General features: G+C 33.3%; 20 protein-coding genes. All 20 read left to right on the plus strand.

The annotated features are described in order from the left end of the window. The first annotated feature begins 4 nt into the window (after window positions 1-4). Complete coding sequence (locus tag BR66_RS0110910) at window positions 5-2071, plus strand: ATP-dependent helicase (protein ID WP_026882978.1); 2067 nt, start codon at window positions 5-7, stop codon at window positions 2069-2071. A 140-nt stretch (window positions 2072-2211) separates the two neighbouring features. Continuing rightward, entirely contained in the window at window positions 2212-3060 is an 849-nt protein-coding gene (locus BR66_RS23625) for a DUF362 domain-containing protein (RefSeq protein ID WP_051624196.1), read from the plus strand. Between the two features lie 40 nt (window positions 3061-3100). After that, complete coding sequence (locus BR66_RS0110920) at window positions 3101-3946, plus strand: aldo/keto reductase (RefSeq protein WP_026882979.1); 846 nt, start codon at window positions 3101-3103, stop codon at window positions 3944-3946. Between the two features lie 26 nt (window positions 3947-3972). Beyond that, window positions 3973-4197 carry an NADPH-dependent FMN reductase family protein gene (locus BR66_RS23630; protein ID WP_026882980.1) on the plus strand — a complete coding sequence of 75 codons (225 nt, stop codon included), beginning with the start codon at window positions 3973-3975 and terminating at the stop codon, window positions 4195-4197. A 60-nt stretch (window positions 4198-4257) separates the two neighbouring features. After that, the gene (locus BR66_RS25685) at window positions 4258-4428 is read left to right on the plus strand and encodes a hypothetical protein (RefSeq protein WP_156946280.1); all 171 of its coding nucleotides are present in this window, start codon (window positions 4258-4260) and stop codon (window positions 4426-4428) included. Window positions 4429-4476: 48 nt separating this feature from the next. Next, window positions 4477-5370 (plus strand): LysR family transcriptional regulator, encoded by an 894-nt coding sequence (locus BR66_RS0110935; protein ID WP_026882981.1) that lies wholly within the window; start codon window positions 4477-4479, stop codon window positions 5368-5370. A 237-nt stretch (window positions 5371-5607) separates the two neighbouring features. Then, complete coding sequence (locus BR66_RS0110940; protein ID WP_026882982.1) at window positions 5608-6138, plus strand: NAD(P)H-dependent oxidoreductase; 531 nt, start codon at window positions 5608-5610, stop codon at window positions 6136-6138. A 29-nt stretch (window positions 6139-6167) separates the two neighbouring features. Next, window positions 6168-6929, plus strand: a complete 762-nt coding sequence (locus BR66_RS0110945) for a carboxymuconolactone decarboxylase family protein (RefSeq protein ID WP_026882983.1) — start codon at window positions 6168-6170, stop codon at window positions 6927-6929. 94 nt (window positions 6930-7023) lie between these two features. Beyond that, window positions 7024-7440, plus strand: coding sequence for a cupin domain-containing protein (locus BR66_RS0110950; RefSeq protein ID WP_026882984.1), 417 nt, complete (start codon window positions 7024-7026; stop codon window positions 7438-7440). A 42-nt stretch (window positions 7441-7482) separates the two neighbouring features. Continuing rightward, a complete protein-coding gene (locus BR66_RS0110955) occupies window positions 7483-8649 on the plus strand; it encodes an iron-containing alcohol dehydrogenase (protein WP_026882985.1) in 1167 nt (388 codons plus the stop codon). Window positions 8650-8671: 22 nt separating this feature from the next. Then, complete coding sequence (locus BR66_RS0110960) at window positions 8672-9013, plus strand: hypothetical protein (protein WP_026882986.1); 342 nt, start codon at window positions 8672-8674, stop codon at window positions 9011-9013. Window positions 9014-9134: 121 nt separating this feature from the next. Then, window positions 9135-9767, plus strand: coding sequence for a flavodoxin family protein (locus BR66_RS0110965; protein WP_026882987.1), 633 nt, complete (start codon window positions 9135-9137; stop codon window positions 9765-9767). Window positions 9768-9865: 98 nt separating this feature from the next. Further along, window positions 9866-10342, plus strand: a complete 477-nt coding sequence (locus tag BR66_RS0110970; RefSeq protein ID WP_026882988.1) for a flavodoxin — start codon at window positions 9866-9868, stop codon at window positions 10340-10342. A 99-nt stretch (window positions 10343-10441) separates the two neighbouring features. Then, a complete protein-coding gene (locus tag BR66_RS0110975; RefSeq protein ID WP_026882989.1) occupies window positions 10442-11596 on the plus strand; it encodes an aldo/keto reductase in 1155 nt (384 codons plus the stop codon). A 193-nt stretch (window positions 11597-11789) separates the two neighbouring features. Continuing rightward, window positions 11790-12950 (plus strand): aldo/keto reductase, encoded by a 1161-nt coding sequence (locus BR66_RS0110980; protein WP_026882990.1) that lies wholly within the window; start codon window positions 11790-11792, stop codon window positions 12948-12950. A 44-nt stretch (window positions 12951-12994) separates the two neighbouring features. Then, the gene (gene larC / locus BR66_RS0110985; protein ID WP_026882991.1) at window positions 12995-14281 is read left to right on the plus strand and encodes a nickel pincer cofactor biosynthesis protein LarC; all 1287 of its coding nucleotides are present in this window, start codon (window positions 12995-12997) and stop codon (window positions 14279-14281) included. A 56-nt stretch (window positions 14282-14337) separates the two neighbouring features. Then, on the plus strand, window positions 14338-15174 hold the full coding sequence (larE, locus tag BR66_RS0110990; RefSeq protein ID WP_026882992.1) for an ATP-dependent sacrificial sulfur transferase LarE: 837 nt from the start codon (window positions 14338-14340) through the stop codon (window positions 15172-15174). 81 nt (window positions 15175-15255) lie between these two features. After that, window positions 15256-16002, plus strand: a complete 747-nt coding sequence (gene larB, locus BR66_RS0110995; RefSeq protein ID WP_026882993.1) for a nickel pincer cofactor biosynthesis protein LarB — start codon at window positions 15256-15258, stop codon at window positions 16000-16002. 94 nt (window positions 16003-16096) lie between these two features. After that, a complete protein-coding gene (locus BR66_RS0111000; protein WP_026882994.1) occupies window positions 16097-17134 on the plus strand; it encodes a HoxN/HupN/NixA family nickel/cobalt transporter in 1038 nt (345 codons plus the stop codon). Window positions 17135-17266: 132 nt separating this feature from the next. Beyond that, the gene (locus BR66_RS0111005; RefSeq protein ID WP_026881447.1) at window positions 17267-17896 is read left to right on the plus strand and encodes an ABC transporter ATP-binding protein; all 630 of its coding nucleotides are present in this window, start codon (window positions 17267-17269) and stop codon (window positions 17894-17896) included. The last annotated feature ends 137 nt before the right edge of the window (window positions 17897-18033 follow it).

The raw sequence follows: 18033 nt of genomic DNA on the forward strand, positions 1-18033 counted from the left end.
ATTCATGCATTATGAGAAAAAATTGGAACAACTAAATAAATACCAAAAAGAAGCAGTATTAGATGAAAGTGATGTTTGTTTAGTAAATGCAAATGTTGGAAGCGGTAAAACAACAGTGTTAATTTCAAAGATTGTATACATTCATTATGCTAAAAATGTAAGCTATAAAGATATGATTGTACTAACATTTACTAATAAAGCTGCCAATGAAATCAAAGAAAGATTAATCGGTTCTGATAATAGTATTATGGCAGAAGAATTAGAAGGATTTGGAACATTTCATAGTGTGGCACTTCATTTGCTTAAGAGTGTATTGCCTGCTAATCAAATAGGATATACAAAAGATTTTCTGGTAATAGATCCGGGGGAAGAATTAGATATTGCTATGCAAATCATACAAGAAGAAAAGCTTCATATCAAATATAAAAATAGGTTAAAAAAAAGACTTGAACTGGCAATGTCTATTATGGAAGAAGAACAAAAGATTTCACCATATAACGATGATATATTTCAGCTAGTTCAATTGCTTCAAGAAGAAAAAACGAGACAGAACAAGATGTCCTTTTCAGATTTGCTAATAAATGCAAATAAATTATTAGAGGATTACAACATAGAACCCAAGTGGATTATTATTGATGAGGTTCAGGACAGTGATCAGTTGCAGCTCTATTTCATTGATAAATTAAAAGGTGCTAGTACTAGATTATTTGCAGTGGGTGATCCAAACCAAATTATTTATAGTTGGCGTGGAAGTACCTTGAATGTGTTTAATACATTCAAGCAGAAATATGATGCAAAAGAACTTTCGCTTCCAATCAATTATAGATCCAGCAGTTCGATTTTAGAAGTGGCAAGGTGTTTTTTGAAAAAAGGAAACAGCTTAAAGGGAATACGAGAAACTGGGAATAAAATTGTAGTAAAAAAACAATATAATCCATTCAATGAGGCATGTTATCTGGCAGATAAAATACGGGAAATACATAATTTAGGCGTACCATTTAACGAAATTGCAGTCTTTTACCGGCTACAAAATCAGTCCCAGGTTTTTGAAGATGTATTTTTAAAAAATAAGATTCCTTATGAAGTATCTTTCAAAAAAACAATACGTGATATTCCTGTGTTAAACTGGATGATTAAACTATTGCGCTTTTCCTTAAATCATAATGATTTGTCATCTGGAATATATGTTCTTAGTAATAAGAATTATGGTGAGGGAATATCGGAAAAAGAGGCGGGAAAAATAGTGAAAGGTCAGCATATAGCCAAATCTGACCTGTTTACAAAAATGTATGAGTTCAATAATAAATGTCCTGAGATTATGAAAACAGATGAAATTTATAATTATTTTGAATTTGATAAGTATATTAGACCAACTGCAGCTACGTATATGGAAGATAAGGAATCTATTTCTGCTTTGCTTAATATTATTATGGAATATGTGAAGGAAAACGAAACCACAGTTCTTAATGGTCTTGGTGATTTTATAAACTCCTCTGCATTACATGGCACAAATATATTGCAGAAAGATATACACTGTGATACGGATTCCGTTAAGCTTATGACATTACATGCATCTAAAGGGTTAGAGTTTTCATATGTATTTATTATAGGAATTAATTACGGTTTGATTCCGTTAAGATCAAGTGGTATGGAAGAGGAAGAAGAGGAAGAAAGATTATTTTTTGTTGGAATTACTAGGGCAAAAGATCATTTGGAACTTTCTTATTATATAAATCCTGAGTATTATAGAGCAACGCCTGGAGGGAGTTTGTATATTCATTTGATACCTCAAGAGTTAATTCAGGATGATACAGTGAAAAGCAAGGCTGTGAATTTACAGGAACTTAAGAAACAGATTCAGCAGGCAAAAACTGAAGAAAAGCAAGAGAAAGCTCCAGTGAAATCTGTAAATCCAGTATCTATAAAACAGGTGCGACATAAGAAATATGGAACAGGAAAAATTCTTAAAGAAGATGAGATGATGATTGAAGTGGAATTTGAAAATTATGGAGTAAAAGAATTTATAAAAGCGTTTAGTGAGTTGGAACATCTATCACAAAAAAATTCATAAAACTTCTTGACTTGGAGTTAACTCTAAGGTGTACTATTGTTTTGAAGATATAAAATATAGTTGAATAGGAAAGGAGAAAATAGTATGGAATTAATAATAAGTAAGAAAAATAGTAATAATGAAAAAAAGCAGTTGTTTATATGACAAAAGATATTAGTACAGAAGGATTAATGGACGCATACGAAGCATTAGGACATAAAGCAGCTGGAAAAGTAGCTGTCAAAATATCAAGTGGTGAACCTGGAGGTCATTATTTTCTATCACCAAAATTGATTGCGCCACTAGTTCAGTCAGTCAATGGAATAATTGTAGAATGCAATACTGCGTATGGTGGAGGACGTGGAGATACTAAGTCTCATCGTAATACTGTAGAAAAACATGGATTTACAGCCATTGCTAAAGTTGACATTATGGATGCAGATGGCTCTATGAGTATCCCAGTTATTAACGGAAAACATCTGAAAGAAGATATGGTTGGTTCACATTTTGCAGATTATGATTTTGTAATTAACCTTGCACATTTTAAAGGCCATGCTATGGGTGGATTTGGTGGAGTTCTTAAAAACATGTCCATCGGAATTGCGTCTTCTATGGGAAAGAGTCTGATTCATACTGCAGGTAAAGAAACTACAGGATTTGGAAAGGGCACACCACAGGATGATTTTTTAGAGTCAATGGCTGAAGCTGCAAAAGCTGTTGCTGATTATAAAGGAGATAATATTATTTATATCAATGTTATGAATAACTTGTCTGTAGATTGTGACTGTGATTCCCATCCGGCAAAACCCGAAATGGATGATATTGGAATTTTAGCATCTTTAGATCCAGTTGCATTGGATCAAGCATGTGTTGACCTGGTGTATGCAGCTAATGATGGAAAGGCGCTTATTGAGAGAATGGAGTCAAGACATGGAATTCATACGGTGGAATATGCAGAAGAAATTGGTCTTGGAACTCGTAACTATGATTTATATACAATTAAAAAATAAAACCATTTAATTAGAATACAAGTAAGAAAGGAGATCTATTATGGAATATGTAATATTAAATAATGGTGTAAAAATGCCCATTCTCGGCTATGGAGTTTATCAGATTGCTGACCAGAAAGAATGCGAAAAATGTGTGCTAGATGCAATTAGTGTAGGATATCGATTAATTGATACTGCTCAGGCGTACGGTAATGAAGAAGCTGTAGGAAAAGCAATTAAAAAGAGCAATGTTCCTAGAGAAGATTTATTCATTACAACGAAGGTATGGATTTCCAATGCAGGTTATGAAAATGCTAAGAAGTCTATTGAAGAATCACTGAAGAAACTACAACTTGATTACTTAGATTTATTATTAATTCATCAACCGTTTAATGATTATTATGGAACATATCGTGCTATGGAAGATTTATATAAAGAAGGTAAAATAAAAGCTATAGGTGTTAGTAACTTCTATCCGGACAGATTAATTGATTTAATGCAGTTTAATGAAATTGTTCCTGCAATAAATCAGGTTGAGACACATGTATTTAATCAACAGGTAAAGGCCAATGAAATTATGAAGAAATATGGTGTACAGATTGAATCTTGGGGACCTTTTGCAGAAGGAAAAAATAATATGTTTACGAATGAAACATTAAAAACAGTTGGTAAAAAGTACAAAAAATCTACTGCTCAGGTTGCTTTAAGATATCTGATTCAAAGAGGTGTAGTGGTTATTCCAAAATCAGTAAATAAGGAAAGAATGATACAGAATTTTGATGTATTTGATTTTAAATTATCAAAAGAAGATATGGATATGATTGTTACATTAGATAAGGAAGAAAGTTCATTTTTCTCTCATTATGATCCACAAACTGTAGAATATATAACAGGTTTAGGTAAATAGATATAAAAAAGCAATAGCTAGAGTTCATGAAGGATAGACCCGATCATGTCCTTTGGCTTTTGTTTTTTATTAATAAAGCCAAACAAACAAACAATGAAGTAGCAGCAAAGATGATTCAAAAAGTGGTAGAAAGTGATATTTTCCGTATTGTTGAAGCAAAACCTTATCCTGAGGATTATACAGAGACAACTAATGTAGCACAGAGAGAAGTAAAAGATAATGCTATACCAGAGCTTTCTAGCCATGTGTAAAACATAGATTCTTATAATGTTATATTTCTTGGGTATCCAAATTGATGGGGAACTATGCCAATGGCAGTATTTACATTTGTAGATGCATTTTCTTTTATTGAGAAAGAGAAAAGCCAGGGAAAAATCAGAAAGAATGGGTTCTCTTTTCATGATACAGCGTGGATGGATGTCCAAAGAACATTGCAATACCAAAATACTTTGCACTATATGATGCAGAGAAACTGCTATTAAATCATGGATTTTCAACACAGGGACTAAAAAAGAGGTGATTTTCAAGTAATGTTAAAACAAATGAAGTATTTTGTAACAGTTGTTAAGTGCAATAGCTTTACAGAAGCAGCAGAAGAATGTTATATTTCTCAGTCGGCTATTTCACAGCAGATTCGCGCTTTAGAAGAGGAGTTAGGTGTTAAATTGATTTGTAGAGAAAATCGTAAATTTTCATTAACACCAGCGGGAGAATATTTTTACAACCAAAGTCTGATATTATTGCATGAAGCAGAAAGAATACGCCAGGAAACTGTTCGTATAGATAATAAAAATAATCGTCAGATACGAATTGGCTATCTGAAGTGTTATGGTGGACAGGAATTACAACATGCAATTGCAATTTTTACAGAACAACATCCGGGTATTGACATTCATATTGTAAATGGAACACATGAAGAATTGTATGAGTTGCTAGTTTCAGGAGAGGTAGACTTGGTTCTGAATGACCAAAGAAGAGCATTTTCAGGTGAATATGAGAATTTCCATTTATATAGCTTCTACTGTTATATAGAAATATCAACCCGAAATGCGCTGGGTGCTTTGGACAAAGTTACTATGAATGACTTGAAAAGGATGCCGTGTATTATAGTTACATCTAAAGAACAACAAGAAAATGAAAGGGACTATTATCAAAATTATTTGGCGTTTATCGGAGAATTTCTGTTTGTTGATAATTTGGAAGAAGGTCGATTGCTGGTAGCAGGAGATAAAGGATTTATGCCAGTGGAGGGAGTAGCAAACATTCCACAAGTTGGTGCAACAATGACAAGACTACCACTTTTTCGTGGTGATGCTCAATTGCAACGTGATTATTTTGCTTTTTGGAAGAAGGAAAATAGTAATATTGATATTCAAAGCTTTGCAAATATTTTACATGATATGTTTGAGAATAATCTAAAATAAATTGTTTGATTTTTAAGTTTATATCGCTTCTCGCATTCTGAACTATAGGAATGCGATTTTTTTATTCGACACATAGGAACAGACTTTTCACATAAGCTTTACTTATCAAAACCATTGGGAATTGAAATTGCTCATAAACTGCGAGAAAAGTATAATAAATCTATAAGAAGATAAGATATAAGTTAGCTAAATCAGTTTCAAATAAAATAAATTATCAAAATAAAAAGGAGAATTCAGATGAAAGTATTAGTGATTAGTGGAAGTCCACGTATTGGTGGTAACTCAGACGTATTATGTGACCAGTTTATCAAAGGAGCAAAGGAGGGTGGACACAGTGCGGAGAAAATTAATCTTGGTAAGAAAAAACTTAGTCCATGTACTGCCTGTTATGCTTGTCGAAATAATGGGGTGTGTGTACAGAAAGATGATATGACAGAAATACTTGAAAAGCTTATTTTAGCAGATATAATCGTATTAGCTACCCCTGTGTATTTCTATTCTATGGATGCACAGATGAAAATGTTTATTGACAGATGTCTTCCACGTTACCGTGAAATAAAGAACAAGGATTTCTATTTTATTATTACAGCGGCTGATCCACAACATGAAGCTACTGACGAAACAATGGGGGGGTTCAGAGGGTATACAAGATGCTTACCTTACGCAAAAGAAAAAGGCATTATATATGGAAACGGTGCATGGGAGAAGGGTGACATTCTCGGACTTCCTGCAATGCAAAATGCATATGAAATGGGGAAAAATGTATAATAGACACCGAAAATAAAGGAGAGATTAAAATGGCAATCACAGATTTTTCAAAAGAGTATCATGAGAGGATGTTTCCAGGATATGCATCAAAGCTCTTAGAAACAGATCCTGAATTTATTGAGTTATTTGATAACTTTGCATTTGATGAAGTTGTAAATCAGGATAATCTAGACGATTCTACTAGAATGATGGCAACTATTGCCACCTTGATTGGCTGCCAAGGGATTGATGAGTTCAAAGGAATGGTACCTGCCGCACTTGATTTTGGAGTAACACCAGTAGAAGTGAAAGAAATAGTATATCAGGCCGTAGCTTATCTTGGAATTGGAAGGGTATTCCCATTTCTTCATGGCACAAATGATGTACTAACAGCAAGGGGTATTAAATTACCGCTTGAAGGACAGTCAAGAACTACAACTGAAAATCGTTTAGAAAAAGGAATTCAGGCACAGGTTGATATTTTTGGGGATGGAATGAAAGAATTTTACAAGTCGGGACCGGAAGAATCACGACACATTAATCATTGGTTAGCTGATAATTGCTTTGGCGATTATTATACGCGAAGTGGCCTTGATTACAAACAGAGAGAAATGATTACTTTTTGCCTCTTATCTGCACAGGGTGGTTGTGAGATGCAACTTACAAGCCATGCGGCAGCGAATATGAAGATTGGTAATGACAAACAGTTCTTAATTAAGATTATTTCACAGTGTCTACCGTTTATAGGTTATCCAAGAAGTCTAAATGCACTTCGCTGCGTTACTGATGCGGCAACACACATGGGAAAATAGCGCAAAAAGCTGAAAATAATGCTTGACTTGAAGTTAACTTTAAGTAATATAATAGTTTTATCATAAATTTTATTGTTAAAGGAGATTATAAAATATGAGTAATGAAAATGAGTTAAAAAACAATACAGTTTTTCCTAAAGGGGCGCCACTTCCAGAGATGTTTTCCAAGTATTTCATAGGGCAAGCATATTTAAATATGCTTACCACTACTGGTGTTCCAATTGGGAATGTAACATTTGAACCTGCATGCCGTAATAATTGGCATATTCATCATAAAGGTGGTCAGATTCTTCTTGTAACAGAGGGACGAGGATGGTATCAGGAATGGGGAAAAGAGGTTCAGGAGTTACAGCCGGGTGATGTAGTTAATATTGCACCTGAAGTAAAACATTGGCACGGAGCATCAAAAGACAGTACTTTTTCACACCTAGCAGTGGAAGTGCCCGCAGAAGGTGCATCTAATGAATGGTTAGAAGCAGTTACAGATGAAGCTTATGGAAAGCTAAAATAAGCAAAATGAACAGACTATAAAGAAAAGGTGAGAAGAATGATGATGAATAATTTTATTTACGATATTCCAACAAAAGTCTATTTTGGTGAAAATCAATTAGGACATCTTGGAGAAGAATTAAACAAGTATGGCAAAAAAGTACTTCTAACATATGGAGGAGGTTCAATTAAGAAAAGTGGTCTTTATGACAAAATTGTAGCAGAAATCAAGAATGCTGGTTTAGAGCTTTTTGAGTTAAATGAAATTGATCCTAATCCACGTGTCAGCTCAGTAAATGCTGGTGCAGACATTTGTAAAAAAGAAGGCATAGATGTGCTTTTAGCAGTTGGTGGTGGTTCTGTTTTAGATTGTACTAAATATATTGGAGCAGCTACCTATTATGATGGAGATGCATGGGATATTTTATTAGGAAAGACTCCAGTGGAAAATTGTCTTCCTGTCATTACAGTGCTAACACTCTTAGCTACTGGTTCTGAAATGGATGCAGGTGGAGTTATTAGTAATCCTGAGACAAAGGACAAGATTGGTTTGATTTTCCCACCAATGCAACCAAAAGTTTCTTTCCTTGATCCTACCAATACTTACACAGTAAGTAAGTTTCAGACTGCTTCTGGTGCATCAGATATGTTAAATCATATTATGGAAGTTTATTTTAATATGGATCAGGATCTTTACATGCTAGATTGTGTCATGGAAGGTCTCATGAAAACTATTATCAAATATGCACCAATTGCATTAGCAGAACCAGATAATTATGAGGCACGTGCCAATCTGATGTGGACATCATCATGGGCAATCAACGGATACATCAATGGCGGAAAACGTCAGGCATGGAGTTGTCATCCAATGGAACATGAGCTATCTGCAATTTATGATATTACTCATGGCTTAGGTCTTGCTATTTTAGCCCCACGTTGGATGGAATACACATTAGATGAGACAACAGTGTCAAAGTTCTATCAGTTTGGCACCAATGTATTTGGAATTGATGCTGGAATGGAACCTATGGAAGTTGGAAAGAAAAGTATTGAACTTTTAAAAGAGTTCTTATTTAATACATTAGGTTTGAAAAGTACATTTACAGAAATCGGCATCGATGAATCTAATTTTGCAGTGATGGCAAAAAAAGCATGTATGGGCAGCGTGCTTCCAGCATTTAAACCATTGAATCAGCAAGATATTGAAAATATATTCAGAATGTGTCTTTAAGATTTGGCAGAACAACAGACTGATGAAGAATGAGTTTGTTGTTCTTTTTCAATATTGTATAGGTATGGGGAATTCAAAACTTCCAATGAAGATTATGCTTGCAATGAATATTTTAAATGTTTTATGCAGTACAATACTTATTTTATTATTTCATATGGGAACTGCAGGAATAGCAATACCTGCTTTAGTAGCAAGAATAGGAGCAGCTATAATTATTTTCACTCTTGCAACGAAGCTAAAAGGTGACATTCATTTAGAAAAAACGTTGAAATATAGATTTAATGGAGGCGTGGTAAAAAAAATATTAGGTATAGGTGTTCCCTTTGGAATAGAAAATGGAATGTTCTATATATCAAGGATTTGACGCATTATTTCAAAGTATTGGAGGATATATATCCAAGATGGAAAATATGATGAGTTATAGGGTTAAAAGCTGTAGATGATTAAGTATAATTTGAAAAAAGAAAATAGACGGAGGGAAAAATATGAAAGTATTATTAGTAAATGGCAGCCCACATAAAGAAGGATGCACCTGTGCAGCATTAACAGAAGTTGCAGAAACATTAAACAAAGAAGGAATTGAAACAGAGATTTTCTGGATTGGAAATAAAGCTTTAAATGGATGTATTGCCTGCAGACAATGTGTTACTAAGAAAAAATGTGTATTCGATGATAGAGTAAATGAATTTCTTGATATAGCAGCGGACTATGACGGATTTATTTTTGGATCACCAGTACACTGGGCATCAGCAGGTGGTGCTATAACATCATTTTTAGATAGAGTATTTTATGCAGATCTTAATGCTGGCAGACAGTCATTCTATTTAAAACCTGCAGCATGTGTCATATCAGCAAGAAGAGCAGGAACAACTGCAACCTATGACCAATTGAATAAGTATTTTGGATTAATGGAGATGCCCATTGTTTCATCACAATATTGGAATATGGTTCATGGGGCAACTCCAGAGCAAGTCAAACAGGATTTAGAAGGACTTCAGACTATGAGAACTCTAGGAAGAAACATGGCATTTTTCTTGAAATGTAAGGAAGTTGGAATTAAGAATGGTGTGGAAATGCCAGAACGAGAAGTTGCTACATTCACCAATTTCATAAGATGATTATAATATATTATAAAATAAGATATAACATAGAAAATATAGAGTCAGATACGAAGATTAGGTCTAAAAAAAATTAATGAAAGAAAGGACAATATGTAATGGATAAAACATTAATAGCATTTTATTCGTACACTGGTAATACAAGAAAATTAGCAAGTCAGATTCATTCTACGATTGGTGGAGATATTATTGAAATAGAGACAACAGTATTATATGAAGGTGATTATAATTCTGTAGTTAAGCAGGGTAAAGATGAAGTAACTAGGAGATATAAACCAGCAATTAGACCTTTGTCAGTTCAATTGGATAAATATGATACTATTGTTCTTGGCATGCCTGTATGGTGGTATACGATAGCGCCAGCAGTATTAACATTTCTCACAGAGAATAATTTTCTGGGTAAAAAAATCATTCCATTTGCAACAAATGGTGGGTGGATAGGACATACATTTAAAGATATCAAGGAATTGTGTCCGGATTCAGAAGTTAAGAATGAAATCAATATTAAGTATTCGGGAGATAGATTATCTACATCCATGAAAGAAATAGAAAAATGGATGGATGACATAAAGTAATATAAAAATTATGTTTTTAAAGCACTTGACTTGGAGTTCACTCAAAGTGTTACAATTTATACATAATAAAATTTACGAAAGAATTGAGGAGGTCTCAATATGGATTTGATGAAAGAAAAAAAGTTTGGTTTTGGATGTATGCGTCTGCCTGTAATAAATAAGGAAGACCCTGCGGCCTTTGACTTCGAACTAATTAACAAGTTATTTGATACTTATTTAGAAAATGGGTTCACTTTTTTTGATACTGCATTTACATATCATGGTTATCGTGGTGAAGAAGGAGTTCGCACGGCATTGGTAGAACGTCATCCTAGGGATTCATTCCAATTAGGTACAAAATTGCCACTACGTGACTTCAAAGATAGTGAGGATATGGAACGTATATTTAATCAGCAGCTCAAAAACTGTGGAGTTGATTTCTTTGACTATTATTTACTACATAACATGGGTTCTAATGTTTATGAAAAGTGCTTAAAGTATGGTGCTTTTGATTTTGCTGTGAAAAAGAAAGAGGAAGGTAAAATCAAAGTTCTTGGTATGTCTTTTCATGATACTCCAGAGCTGCTTGAGGAAATTTTATCAAAGTTTGGCGATAAATTAGATTTCATTCAGTTGCAGATTAATTATATTGACTGGGAACAGCCTAATGTTCAGTCTCGTCGTTGCCTTGAAATTGCCAATAAGTACAATAAACCAGTAGCTGTTATGGAACCTTGTAAAGGTGGAACCCTTGTAAATGTACCAAAAGAGGCTGAAAAACTGATGAAAGACTATAATCCTACTGCCTCTATTGCAAGCTGGGCACTTCGCTTTGCAGCTAGTCAAAAAGGCGTATTTCGAGTACTTAGCGGGATGAACAGTATAAAGCAGGTAGAGGATAATACTTCCTTTATGGAAAATTTTGTGCCTTTGAATGAAGATGAGAATGAAATTATTGGAAATGTTACTAAAATCATTAACGAGAATACTGCCATTCAGTGTACTGCCTGTGAATATTGTACTCATGGATGTCCAAAAAATATTGCTATTCCAAAATATTTTGCACTGTACAATAGTATAATGCGTACCACTGGTAGTTTCTCAAGTCAGATGGTATATTACAATAATATTGCTATTAACCATGGTAAAGCTAGCAAATGTATTGGATGTAAACAGTGTGAACGTGTATGTCCACAACACCTACCCATCACTACATATTTAAAAAATGTAGTAGAAAAGTTCGAACAGGGCAGTATTATCCCTACTCGAAAATAATTGATATGTATGGAGTTAACTACAAGTATATATTTAATTAGGAAGTGTAAAAAGGAGTACAATGAAAGTAAAATTTAAATATAACAAAAAACACTTGACTTGGAGCTAACTCCAAGTGATAGAATAAGTATAGAACAACTATTCAGTTAAAAAGTAGTAATGATAAAAATTATTTTATTTAGGAGGATATAATATGTTATATAGGAAGTTAGGCAAAACAAATGAAAAGGTATCAGCTTTAGGTTTTGGATGTATGAGGTTACCTGTTATTGATGGAGATATAACAAAGATTGATGAGGAAAAGGCTATAGAAATGCTTCATCATGCAATTGATGAAGGCGTTAATTATGTAGATACGGCATACCCTTATCATGGAACGGGAATGGGAAGTGGCGGGCAAAGTGAACCGTTTGTAGGTAGAGCTCTAAAAGATGGATATAGAGAAAAAGTTAATTTAGCGACAAAACTTCCTAGTTGGCTCATTAAGACTAGAGAAGATATGGATAAGTATTTGAATGAACAATTAGAACGTCTACAGACAGATAAAATAGATTTTTATTTAGTACATGCATTAAATAAAGGTGTTTGGGAGAATTTAAAGAAGTTAGGAATAGATGAGTTTTTAAATTCAGCAATTGCAGATGGAAGAATAAGGTATGCGGGATTTTCATTTCACGATGATTTAGTTGTATTTAAAGACATAGTTGATTATTATGATTGGTCATTCTGCCAAATTCAATACAATTATCTAGATGAAAATTTCCAAGCTGGAACAGAAGGATTAAAATATGCGGGGGATAAAGGTCTTGGGGTTGTTATTATGGAACCACTTAGAGGGGGAAAACTAGTTCGAGATCTTCCAGAAACTGTTACTAATGCTTTTAAGCAAGCGGAAATCAAAAAATCACCAGTTGAATGGGCACTAGGGTGGGTATGGAATCATCCAGAAGTATCGGTGGTACTTAGTGGCATGAACGTGATGGAACATATCGATGAAAATTTAAGAATTGCCAGTGCGTCGCTACCTAATTCGCTAACAGAAAAAGAATTAGAAATAATGGTTGATGTTCAAAAAGCATATAGAACAAGAACAAAAGTTAACTGTACGGGTTGTCAGTATTGCATGCCTTGTCCAGCAGGAGTAAATATTCCTAAGAACTTTACTCAGTACAATCAATATCACATGCTTGTTACACCAAAAACAGAGGGAGAACTTAAGGCTCACTATAATGCCTTTGTAGATATATCAGAAAGAGCAGATAAATGCAAAGAGTGTGGTAAATGTGAAACACATTGTCCACAGGGAATTAAAATACGTAAAGAATTAAAAAATGTTAAAGAACTATTTGCATAGACATAAGGCCTCTGAAATTCAAACAGTTAGAAGGAGCGATAAACATGAAGATTTTATATTATGATTGTTTTTGTGGAATAAGTGGTGATATGAATTTAGCAGCACTTGTAGATTTAGGAGTACCTAAAGAATATTTAGTGCAAGAACTTTCAAGGCTCAACTTAAGTTCTGAATATGAAATAGGGATTAAAAAGGCAGAGAAGCTTGGAATAACAGGAACTAGGGTAGATGTTGTATTAAAACATAAATTGGATGATAAGACATATGTTTCAGAACAAACTATACATGAGCATAATAGCGGTGAGGAACATCACCACTCTGATCATAGTCATGAATATAATAAAGAGCATCAACAGGAACAGAATCATGAGCATCATCACAGAAACTTAGAGGCTATAGAAAAAATAATAAACTCAAGTGATTTAAGTGATAAGGTTAAAAAGCTTAGTTTAGATATGTTTATGAAAGTTGCAGAAGCGGAAGCAAAGGTTCATGGAAAAAACTTATATGAAGTACATTTCCATGAGGTGGGAGCTATTGATTCTATTGTAGATATGGTGGGAGCAGCTATTTGTTTAGACTATTTAAAAGTTGATAAAATCATGGCATCCACCGTTCAAGTTGGAGGCGGATTTGTTAAATGTGCTCATGGTCTTATGCCAGTACCAGCCCCTGCAACAGTAGAAATTTTAAAGAATATTCCTATAAATACTGGAATAGTTCAATTTGAAACAACAACGCCTACTGGAGCCGCAATACTTGCAGCAAATGCAGAGGAGTTCACTGAAAAGATTGATTTTTCAATTAAAAAAATAGCCTATGGAATAGGTCATAGAGATCTAGAAATTCCAAATGTCTTAAGAGTATATTTGGGTGAGAAAGAAATCTTTGAAAAAAAAGAAGAACAGTATATACTTGAAACTAATATAGATGATATGAATCCAGAATTTTATGGATATGTAGAAGAAAAACTTTTTGAAGCAGGAGCCCTAGATGTATTTAAAACATCTATATTTATGAAAAAGGGAAGGCCTGGAATAAAATTAAGTGTATTAGTTAATGAAAAATGTGAAAAAAATGTTTTAGATATTATTTTTGAAGAAACAACCTCAATTGGTGTTAGAAAATTTAGAGTTGAAAAAATAATGCTAAATAGAGAATTTTCAAAAGTTAAAACAGCCTATGGAGATATTACAATAAAGAAATCTTATTATAAAGGTAAGTTAGTGAAATATAAACCTGAATATGAAGAATGCAAGACTATAGCAAAAGAAAAAAATATATCTATAGATAAGATTTATAAAGCGGTTTATAGACAGGATATAAAATAATGTTATGATTGTAATATAAACAATGAAAAATAAGGGATGATTTTGGGAGGACAAAAATGTTATTACAAGAAAAATTTGAAGCACTAAAAGATAGTATTAGAAAAAGTGGCAGTGCGGCAATTGCCTTTTCAGGTGGAGTGGATAGTACATTTTTAGTTAGGGTTACACATGATATATTAGGAGATAAAATGGTAGCAGTTACAGCTACATCCTCAACTTATCCTGAAAGAGAATTAAATGAAGCAATTAAATACGCGGGGGATATGGGAGTAAAGCATTTAATTATATCTTCAGAAGAGCTAGATATTGAGGGGTTTGCTAGCAATCCTAAAAATAGATGCTACTTTTGCAAAAAAGAGCTTTTTACAAAGATAGGTAAAGTAGCTGAAGAAAACGGCATGGAATATGTTTTTGATGGTTCAAACCTTGATGATAACGGTGATTATAGACCAGGGATGAAGGCAGCTAGAGAGTTAAAGGTAATAAGCCCACTTAAGGAAGCAAATCTAACTAAGGCAGATATAAGAGAACTTTCAAAAGAGCTAGGACTTCCAACTTGGAACAAGCCTTCCTTTGCATGTTTATCTTCTAGATTCCCTTATGGAAAGAAAATAACTATTCCAAAGCTTAAAATGGTAGATGAGGCAGAACAGTTTTTAATTGATATGGGAATAACACAAGTAAGAGTAAGACATCATGGAGAAATAGCTAGAATTGAAGTTTCTCCTGAAGAAAGAGTTAAATTTTTTAATACTAAAGTAATGGATAAGATAGGAGACAAGTTCAAAAAAATTGGATTTACGTATGTTACTTTAGATATTCTAGGATACAGAACTGGTAGCATGAATGAAGTTCTTTCAGTGGAAGAAAAGACAGAATCAGGTGAAATATAAACAAAAAATATTTTAAATAATTAGGTATGTAAATAATATTAAAATATAAATTCCAGTAAAAGTTTTAGGGGGACGAAGCTAATGGATAAAGAAGAAATTAAAGTTTTATTGGAAGATATTAAGGATAATAAAATAAATATAGAAGAAGCTCTTGAGAAACTAGAGGATTTGCCTTTTAAGGATTTAGGTTTTGCTAAAATAGATAATTATAGAGAAATTAGAGTTGGTTATCCGGAAGTAATATATTGCGAAGGAAAGACATTAGATCAAGTTAGAGATATTGTTAAATATATGCTTACAAAAAACAATAATATATTAGGAACTAGAGCTACAGAAGGAATGTATAATGCAGTAAAGGAAATATGCATGGAAGCAGAATATAATAAACTTGGAAAAACAATAACTATCAAAAGAAAAGAACAGGCTATTACAGATAGTTATATAGCTATTGTTGCGGCAGGTACCTCTGACTTACCAGTAGTAGAAGAAGCCTATGAAACTGCAAAGATACTGGGGAACAGAGCTGTTAAAGTGGTTGATGTAGGAGTTGCAGGTATACACAGACTTTTTGCAAGATTAGATGTTATTAGAGGAGCAAAAGTTGTTATAGTGATTGCTGGAATGGAAGGAGCTTTAGCTAGTGTTATAGGAGGGCTTGTAGATAAACCTGTTATAGCAGTTCCAACTAGTGTTGGATATGGAGCTAACTTCGGAGGAATTTCAGCTCTACTTTCAATGTTAAATAGTTGCGCTAGCGGGGTAAGTGTAGTAAATATAGATAATGGATTTGGTGCAGCGTATAGTGCTAGTATAATTAATAAGTTGTGAGTTAATTATGCCTAATAGAAAAATTAAAACAAGCCAAAAACAGCTATTTTTATTAATAGCATAAGTAAAAACAATTATGAAAGGATAAAGTAATATGAACAAACCTATAGCAACAAATTCAAAAAGTGGTTATTTTGAAGCTTCAAAATATTTAGTTATGGTTCTTACCATATATTGTGTAGGGGGAATACTACTTTTTACTAATACTGGTAGGTATCCTGAACTTTTAGGGATGGGCGTATTATCTTATACCTTTGGTCTTAGGCATGCTTTTGATGCAGATCATATTGCTGCTATTGATAATATGACCTGTAAATTAATTCAGGAAGGTAAAAAGACTAAAGGTGTAGGATTCTTTTTCTCACTTGGACATTCCACAGTAGTAATCGTTATGGGTATATTAACAATTTTTGCAGTAAAATGGGCAGAAAAAGCGCTTCCTCAATTTCAAACATTGGGAGGAGCTGTTGCTACCTTATTCTCAGGTGGTTTTTTAATAATTCTAGCAACAATAAATTTTTTTATATTAAAGGATATTATAACTACATTTAAACGTATGCGGCATGGTGATTATAATGAAAACATTGAGGAAAAATCAAATAATGGCTTCATAGGTGCCTTGATAAAACGCCTGTTTAATGTTGTAAACAAAAATTTTCATGTTTACATAGTAGGATTTCTATTTGGGCTTGGATTTGACACTGCAACACAAATAGCAGTATTAGCTACGTCAGCAACCGCAGCAAATAAAGGGGTTCCATGGGTAGCTATTTTATCTTTTCCAATTTTATTTACAGCAGGTATGAGTACTATGGATACATTAGATGGTCTTTTTATGAGTACAGCATATAAGTGGGTATTTTCTTCGCCACTGAGAAAAGTATATTACAATCTAACTATAACAGGTCTTTCAATACTAGCGGCAGGGGTTATTGGCATAATAGAAGTGTTTCAGGTGATAGCTCAGGAAAGTAATCTTAATAGTGGATTTTGGCTGTGGCTTCAAAATTTAGATTTTAATATAATGGGATATATTCTAGTCATAATGTTTGTAATAGTTTGGTCTGTATCCTTTATCGGATGGAAAGTGCTTCGCCTTGGAGAGAAGGAAGCTAATTATAAATCATTATAAACAGCAGTACTGCAAAATAAAAACAATTGTGCAGAGTTAAATAAGCAAGAGCAAAGTCTTAATTTATAAAACTTTGCTCTTATTTATATGGTATATTAGTTTCAATAAGAATAAATGAAGGAAGGCACTACAATGAATGAACTATTGTTTCAAGCAACTAATCTTATTTATAAATCCAACTTAACTTATAATGACATAAAAATTGAGCATGGAAAAATTAATTTTATTGTGGGGGAGAGTGGCTGTGGAAAAAGCACTTTTTTAAAGCTTCTCAACCAGTCTATAAATCCAATTTCTGGAGAACTGTTATATAAAGGCAAATCAGTAAGCTCCTATGACCCTATTGATTTAAGGCGTGAAGTAAGTTTAGTGTCCCAAGAGGTTTTTCTTTTTGATGAAAGCATAACTGATAATTTTAAAACTTTTTATGCCCTAAGACAAAAGACTATGCCTGATGAAGAATATATTGCGAGCATTACCAATCTTTGCTGCGTAAATGTTCCACTTGACCAAAATGCATCTACGCTATCGGGTGGGGAACGTCAAAGAGTTTATATAGCCATTTTTCTATCATTATGTCCAAAAGTTATATTGCTTGATGAGCCAACTTCTGCATTAGATGAAAAAAACAGCCATAAAATAATGATAAATATAAAAAACTTCTGCTTTAAAAAGAATATTGATATTGTAATTGTAAGTCACAATAAAGCTATACTTGAAGAATTCTGTGAAAATAAAATTGAAATAATTAAGGAGGATTAAAGATGGAGGGAGCAGTACAATTGGGTATTTTCCAATTTTCACTTATATATTTACTCCTAATTATAGTTCTCGTGATTATGAAAAGAGCTAAGGTTAATCAATCAAAACTTCTTTTAGTTGCAAGTTTAAGAATGTCA

The organism is Clostridium akagii DSM 12554 (assembly GCF_000686725.1).
Taxonomy (GTDB): domain Bacteria; phylum Bacillota; class Clostridia; order Clostridiales; family Clostridiaceae; genus Clostridium_I; species Clostridium_I akagii.

Excerpts from the sequence above, each read along its gene's own strand:
- BR66_RS0110975 (WP_026882989.1), top strand. The coding sequence starts at position 10,442 with ATGGATTTGATGAAAGAAAAAAAGTTTGGTTTTGGATGTATGCGTCTG.
- BR66_RS0111000 (WP_026882994.1), top strand. The coding sequence starts at position 16,097 with ATGAACAAACCTATAGCAACAAATTCAAAAAGTGGTTATTTTGAAGCT.
- BR66_RS0110935 (WP_026882981.1), top strand. The coding sequence starts at position 4,477 with ATGTTAAAACAAATGAAGTATTTTGTAACAGTTGTTAAGTGCAATAGC.
- larC (WP_026882991.1), top strand. The coding sequence starts at position 12,995 with ATGAAGATTTTATATTATGATTGTTTTTGTGGAATAAGTGGTGATATG.
- BR66_RS0110910 (WP_026882978.1), top strand. The coding sequence starts at position 5 with ATGCATTATGAGAAAAAATTGGAACAACTAAATAAATACCAAAAAGAA.
- BR66_RS0110980 (WP_026882990.1), top strand. The coding sequence starts at position 11,790 with ATGTTATATAGGAAGTTAGGCAAAACAAATGAAAAGGTATCAGCTTTA.
- BR66_RS0110920 (WP_026882979.1), top strand. The coding sequence starts at position 3,101 with ATGGAATATGTAATATTAAATAATGGTGTAAAAATGCCCATTCTCGGC.
- BR66_RS0111005 (WP_026881447.1), top strand. The coding sequence starts at position 17,267 with ATGAATGAACTATTGTTTCAAGCAACTAATCTTATTTATAAATCCAAC.
- BR66_RS0110955 (WP_026882985.1), top strand. The coding sequence starts at position 7,483 with ATGAATAATTTTATTTACGATATTCCAACAAAAGTCTATTTTGGTGAA.
- larE (WP_026882992.1), top strand. The coding sequence starts at position 14,338 with ATGTTATTACAAGAAAAATTTGAAGCACTAAAAGATAGTATTAGAAAA.
- BR66_RS0110970 (WP_026882988.1), top strand. The coding sequence starts at position 9,866 with ATGGATAAAACATTAATAGCATTTTATTCGTACACTGGTAATACAAGA.
- BR66_RS0110965 (WP_026882987.1), top strand. The coding sequence starts at position 9,135 with ATGAAAGTATTATTAGTAAATGGCAGCCCACATAAAGAAGGATGCACC.
- BR66_RS23630 (WP_026882980.1), top strand. The coding sequence starts at position 3,973 with ATGAAGGATAGACCCGATCATGTCCTTTGGCTTTTGTTTTTTATTAAT.
- BR66_RS0110945 (WP_026882983.1), top strand. The coding sequence starts at position 6,168 with ATGGCAATCACAGATTTTTCAAAAGAGTATCATGAGAGGATGTTTCCA.
- BR66_RS23625 (WP_051624196.1), top strand. The coding sequence starts at position 2,212 with ATGACAAAAGATATTAGTACAGAAGGATTAATGGACGCATACGAAGCA.
- BR66_RS0110950 (WP_026882984.1), top strand. The coding sequence starts at position 7,024 with ATGAGTAATGAAAATGAGTTAAAAAACAATACAGTTTTTCCTAAAGGG.
- larB (WP_026882993.1), top strand. The coding sequence starts at position 15,256 with ATGGATAAAGAAGAAATTAAAGTTTTATTGGAAGATATTAAGGATAAT.
- BR66_RS0110960 (WP_026882986.1), top strand. The coding sequence starts at position 8,672 with ATGAAGAATGAGTTTGTTGTTCTTTTTCAATATTGTATAGGTATGGGG.
- BR66_RS25685 (WP_156946280.1), top strand. The coding sequence starts at position 4,258 with ATGGCAGTATTTACATTTGTAGATGCATTTTCTTTTATTGAGAAAGAG.
- BR66_RS0110940 (WP_026882982.1), top strand. The coding sequence starts at position 5,608 with ATGAAAGTATTAGTGATTAGTGGAAGTCCACGTATTGGTGGTAACTCA.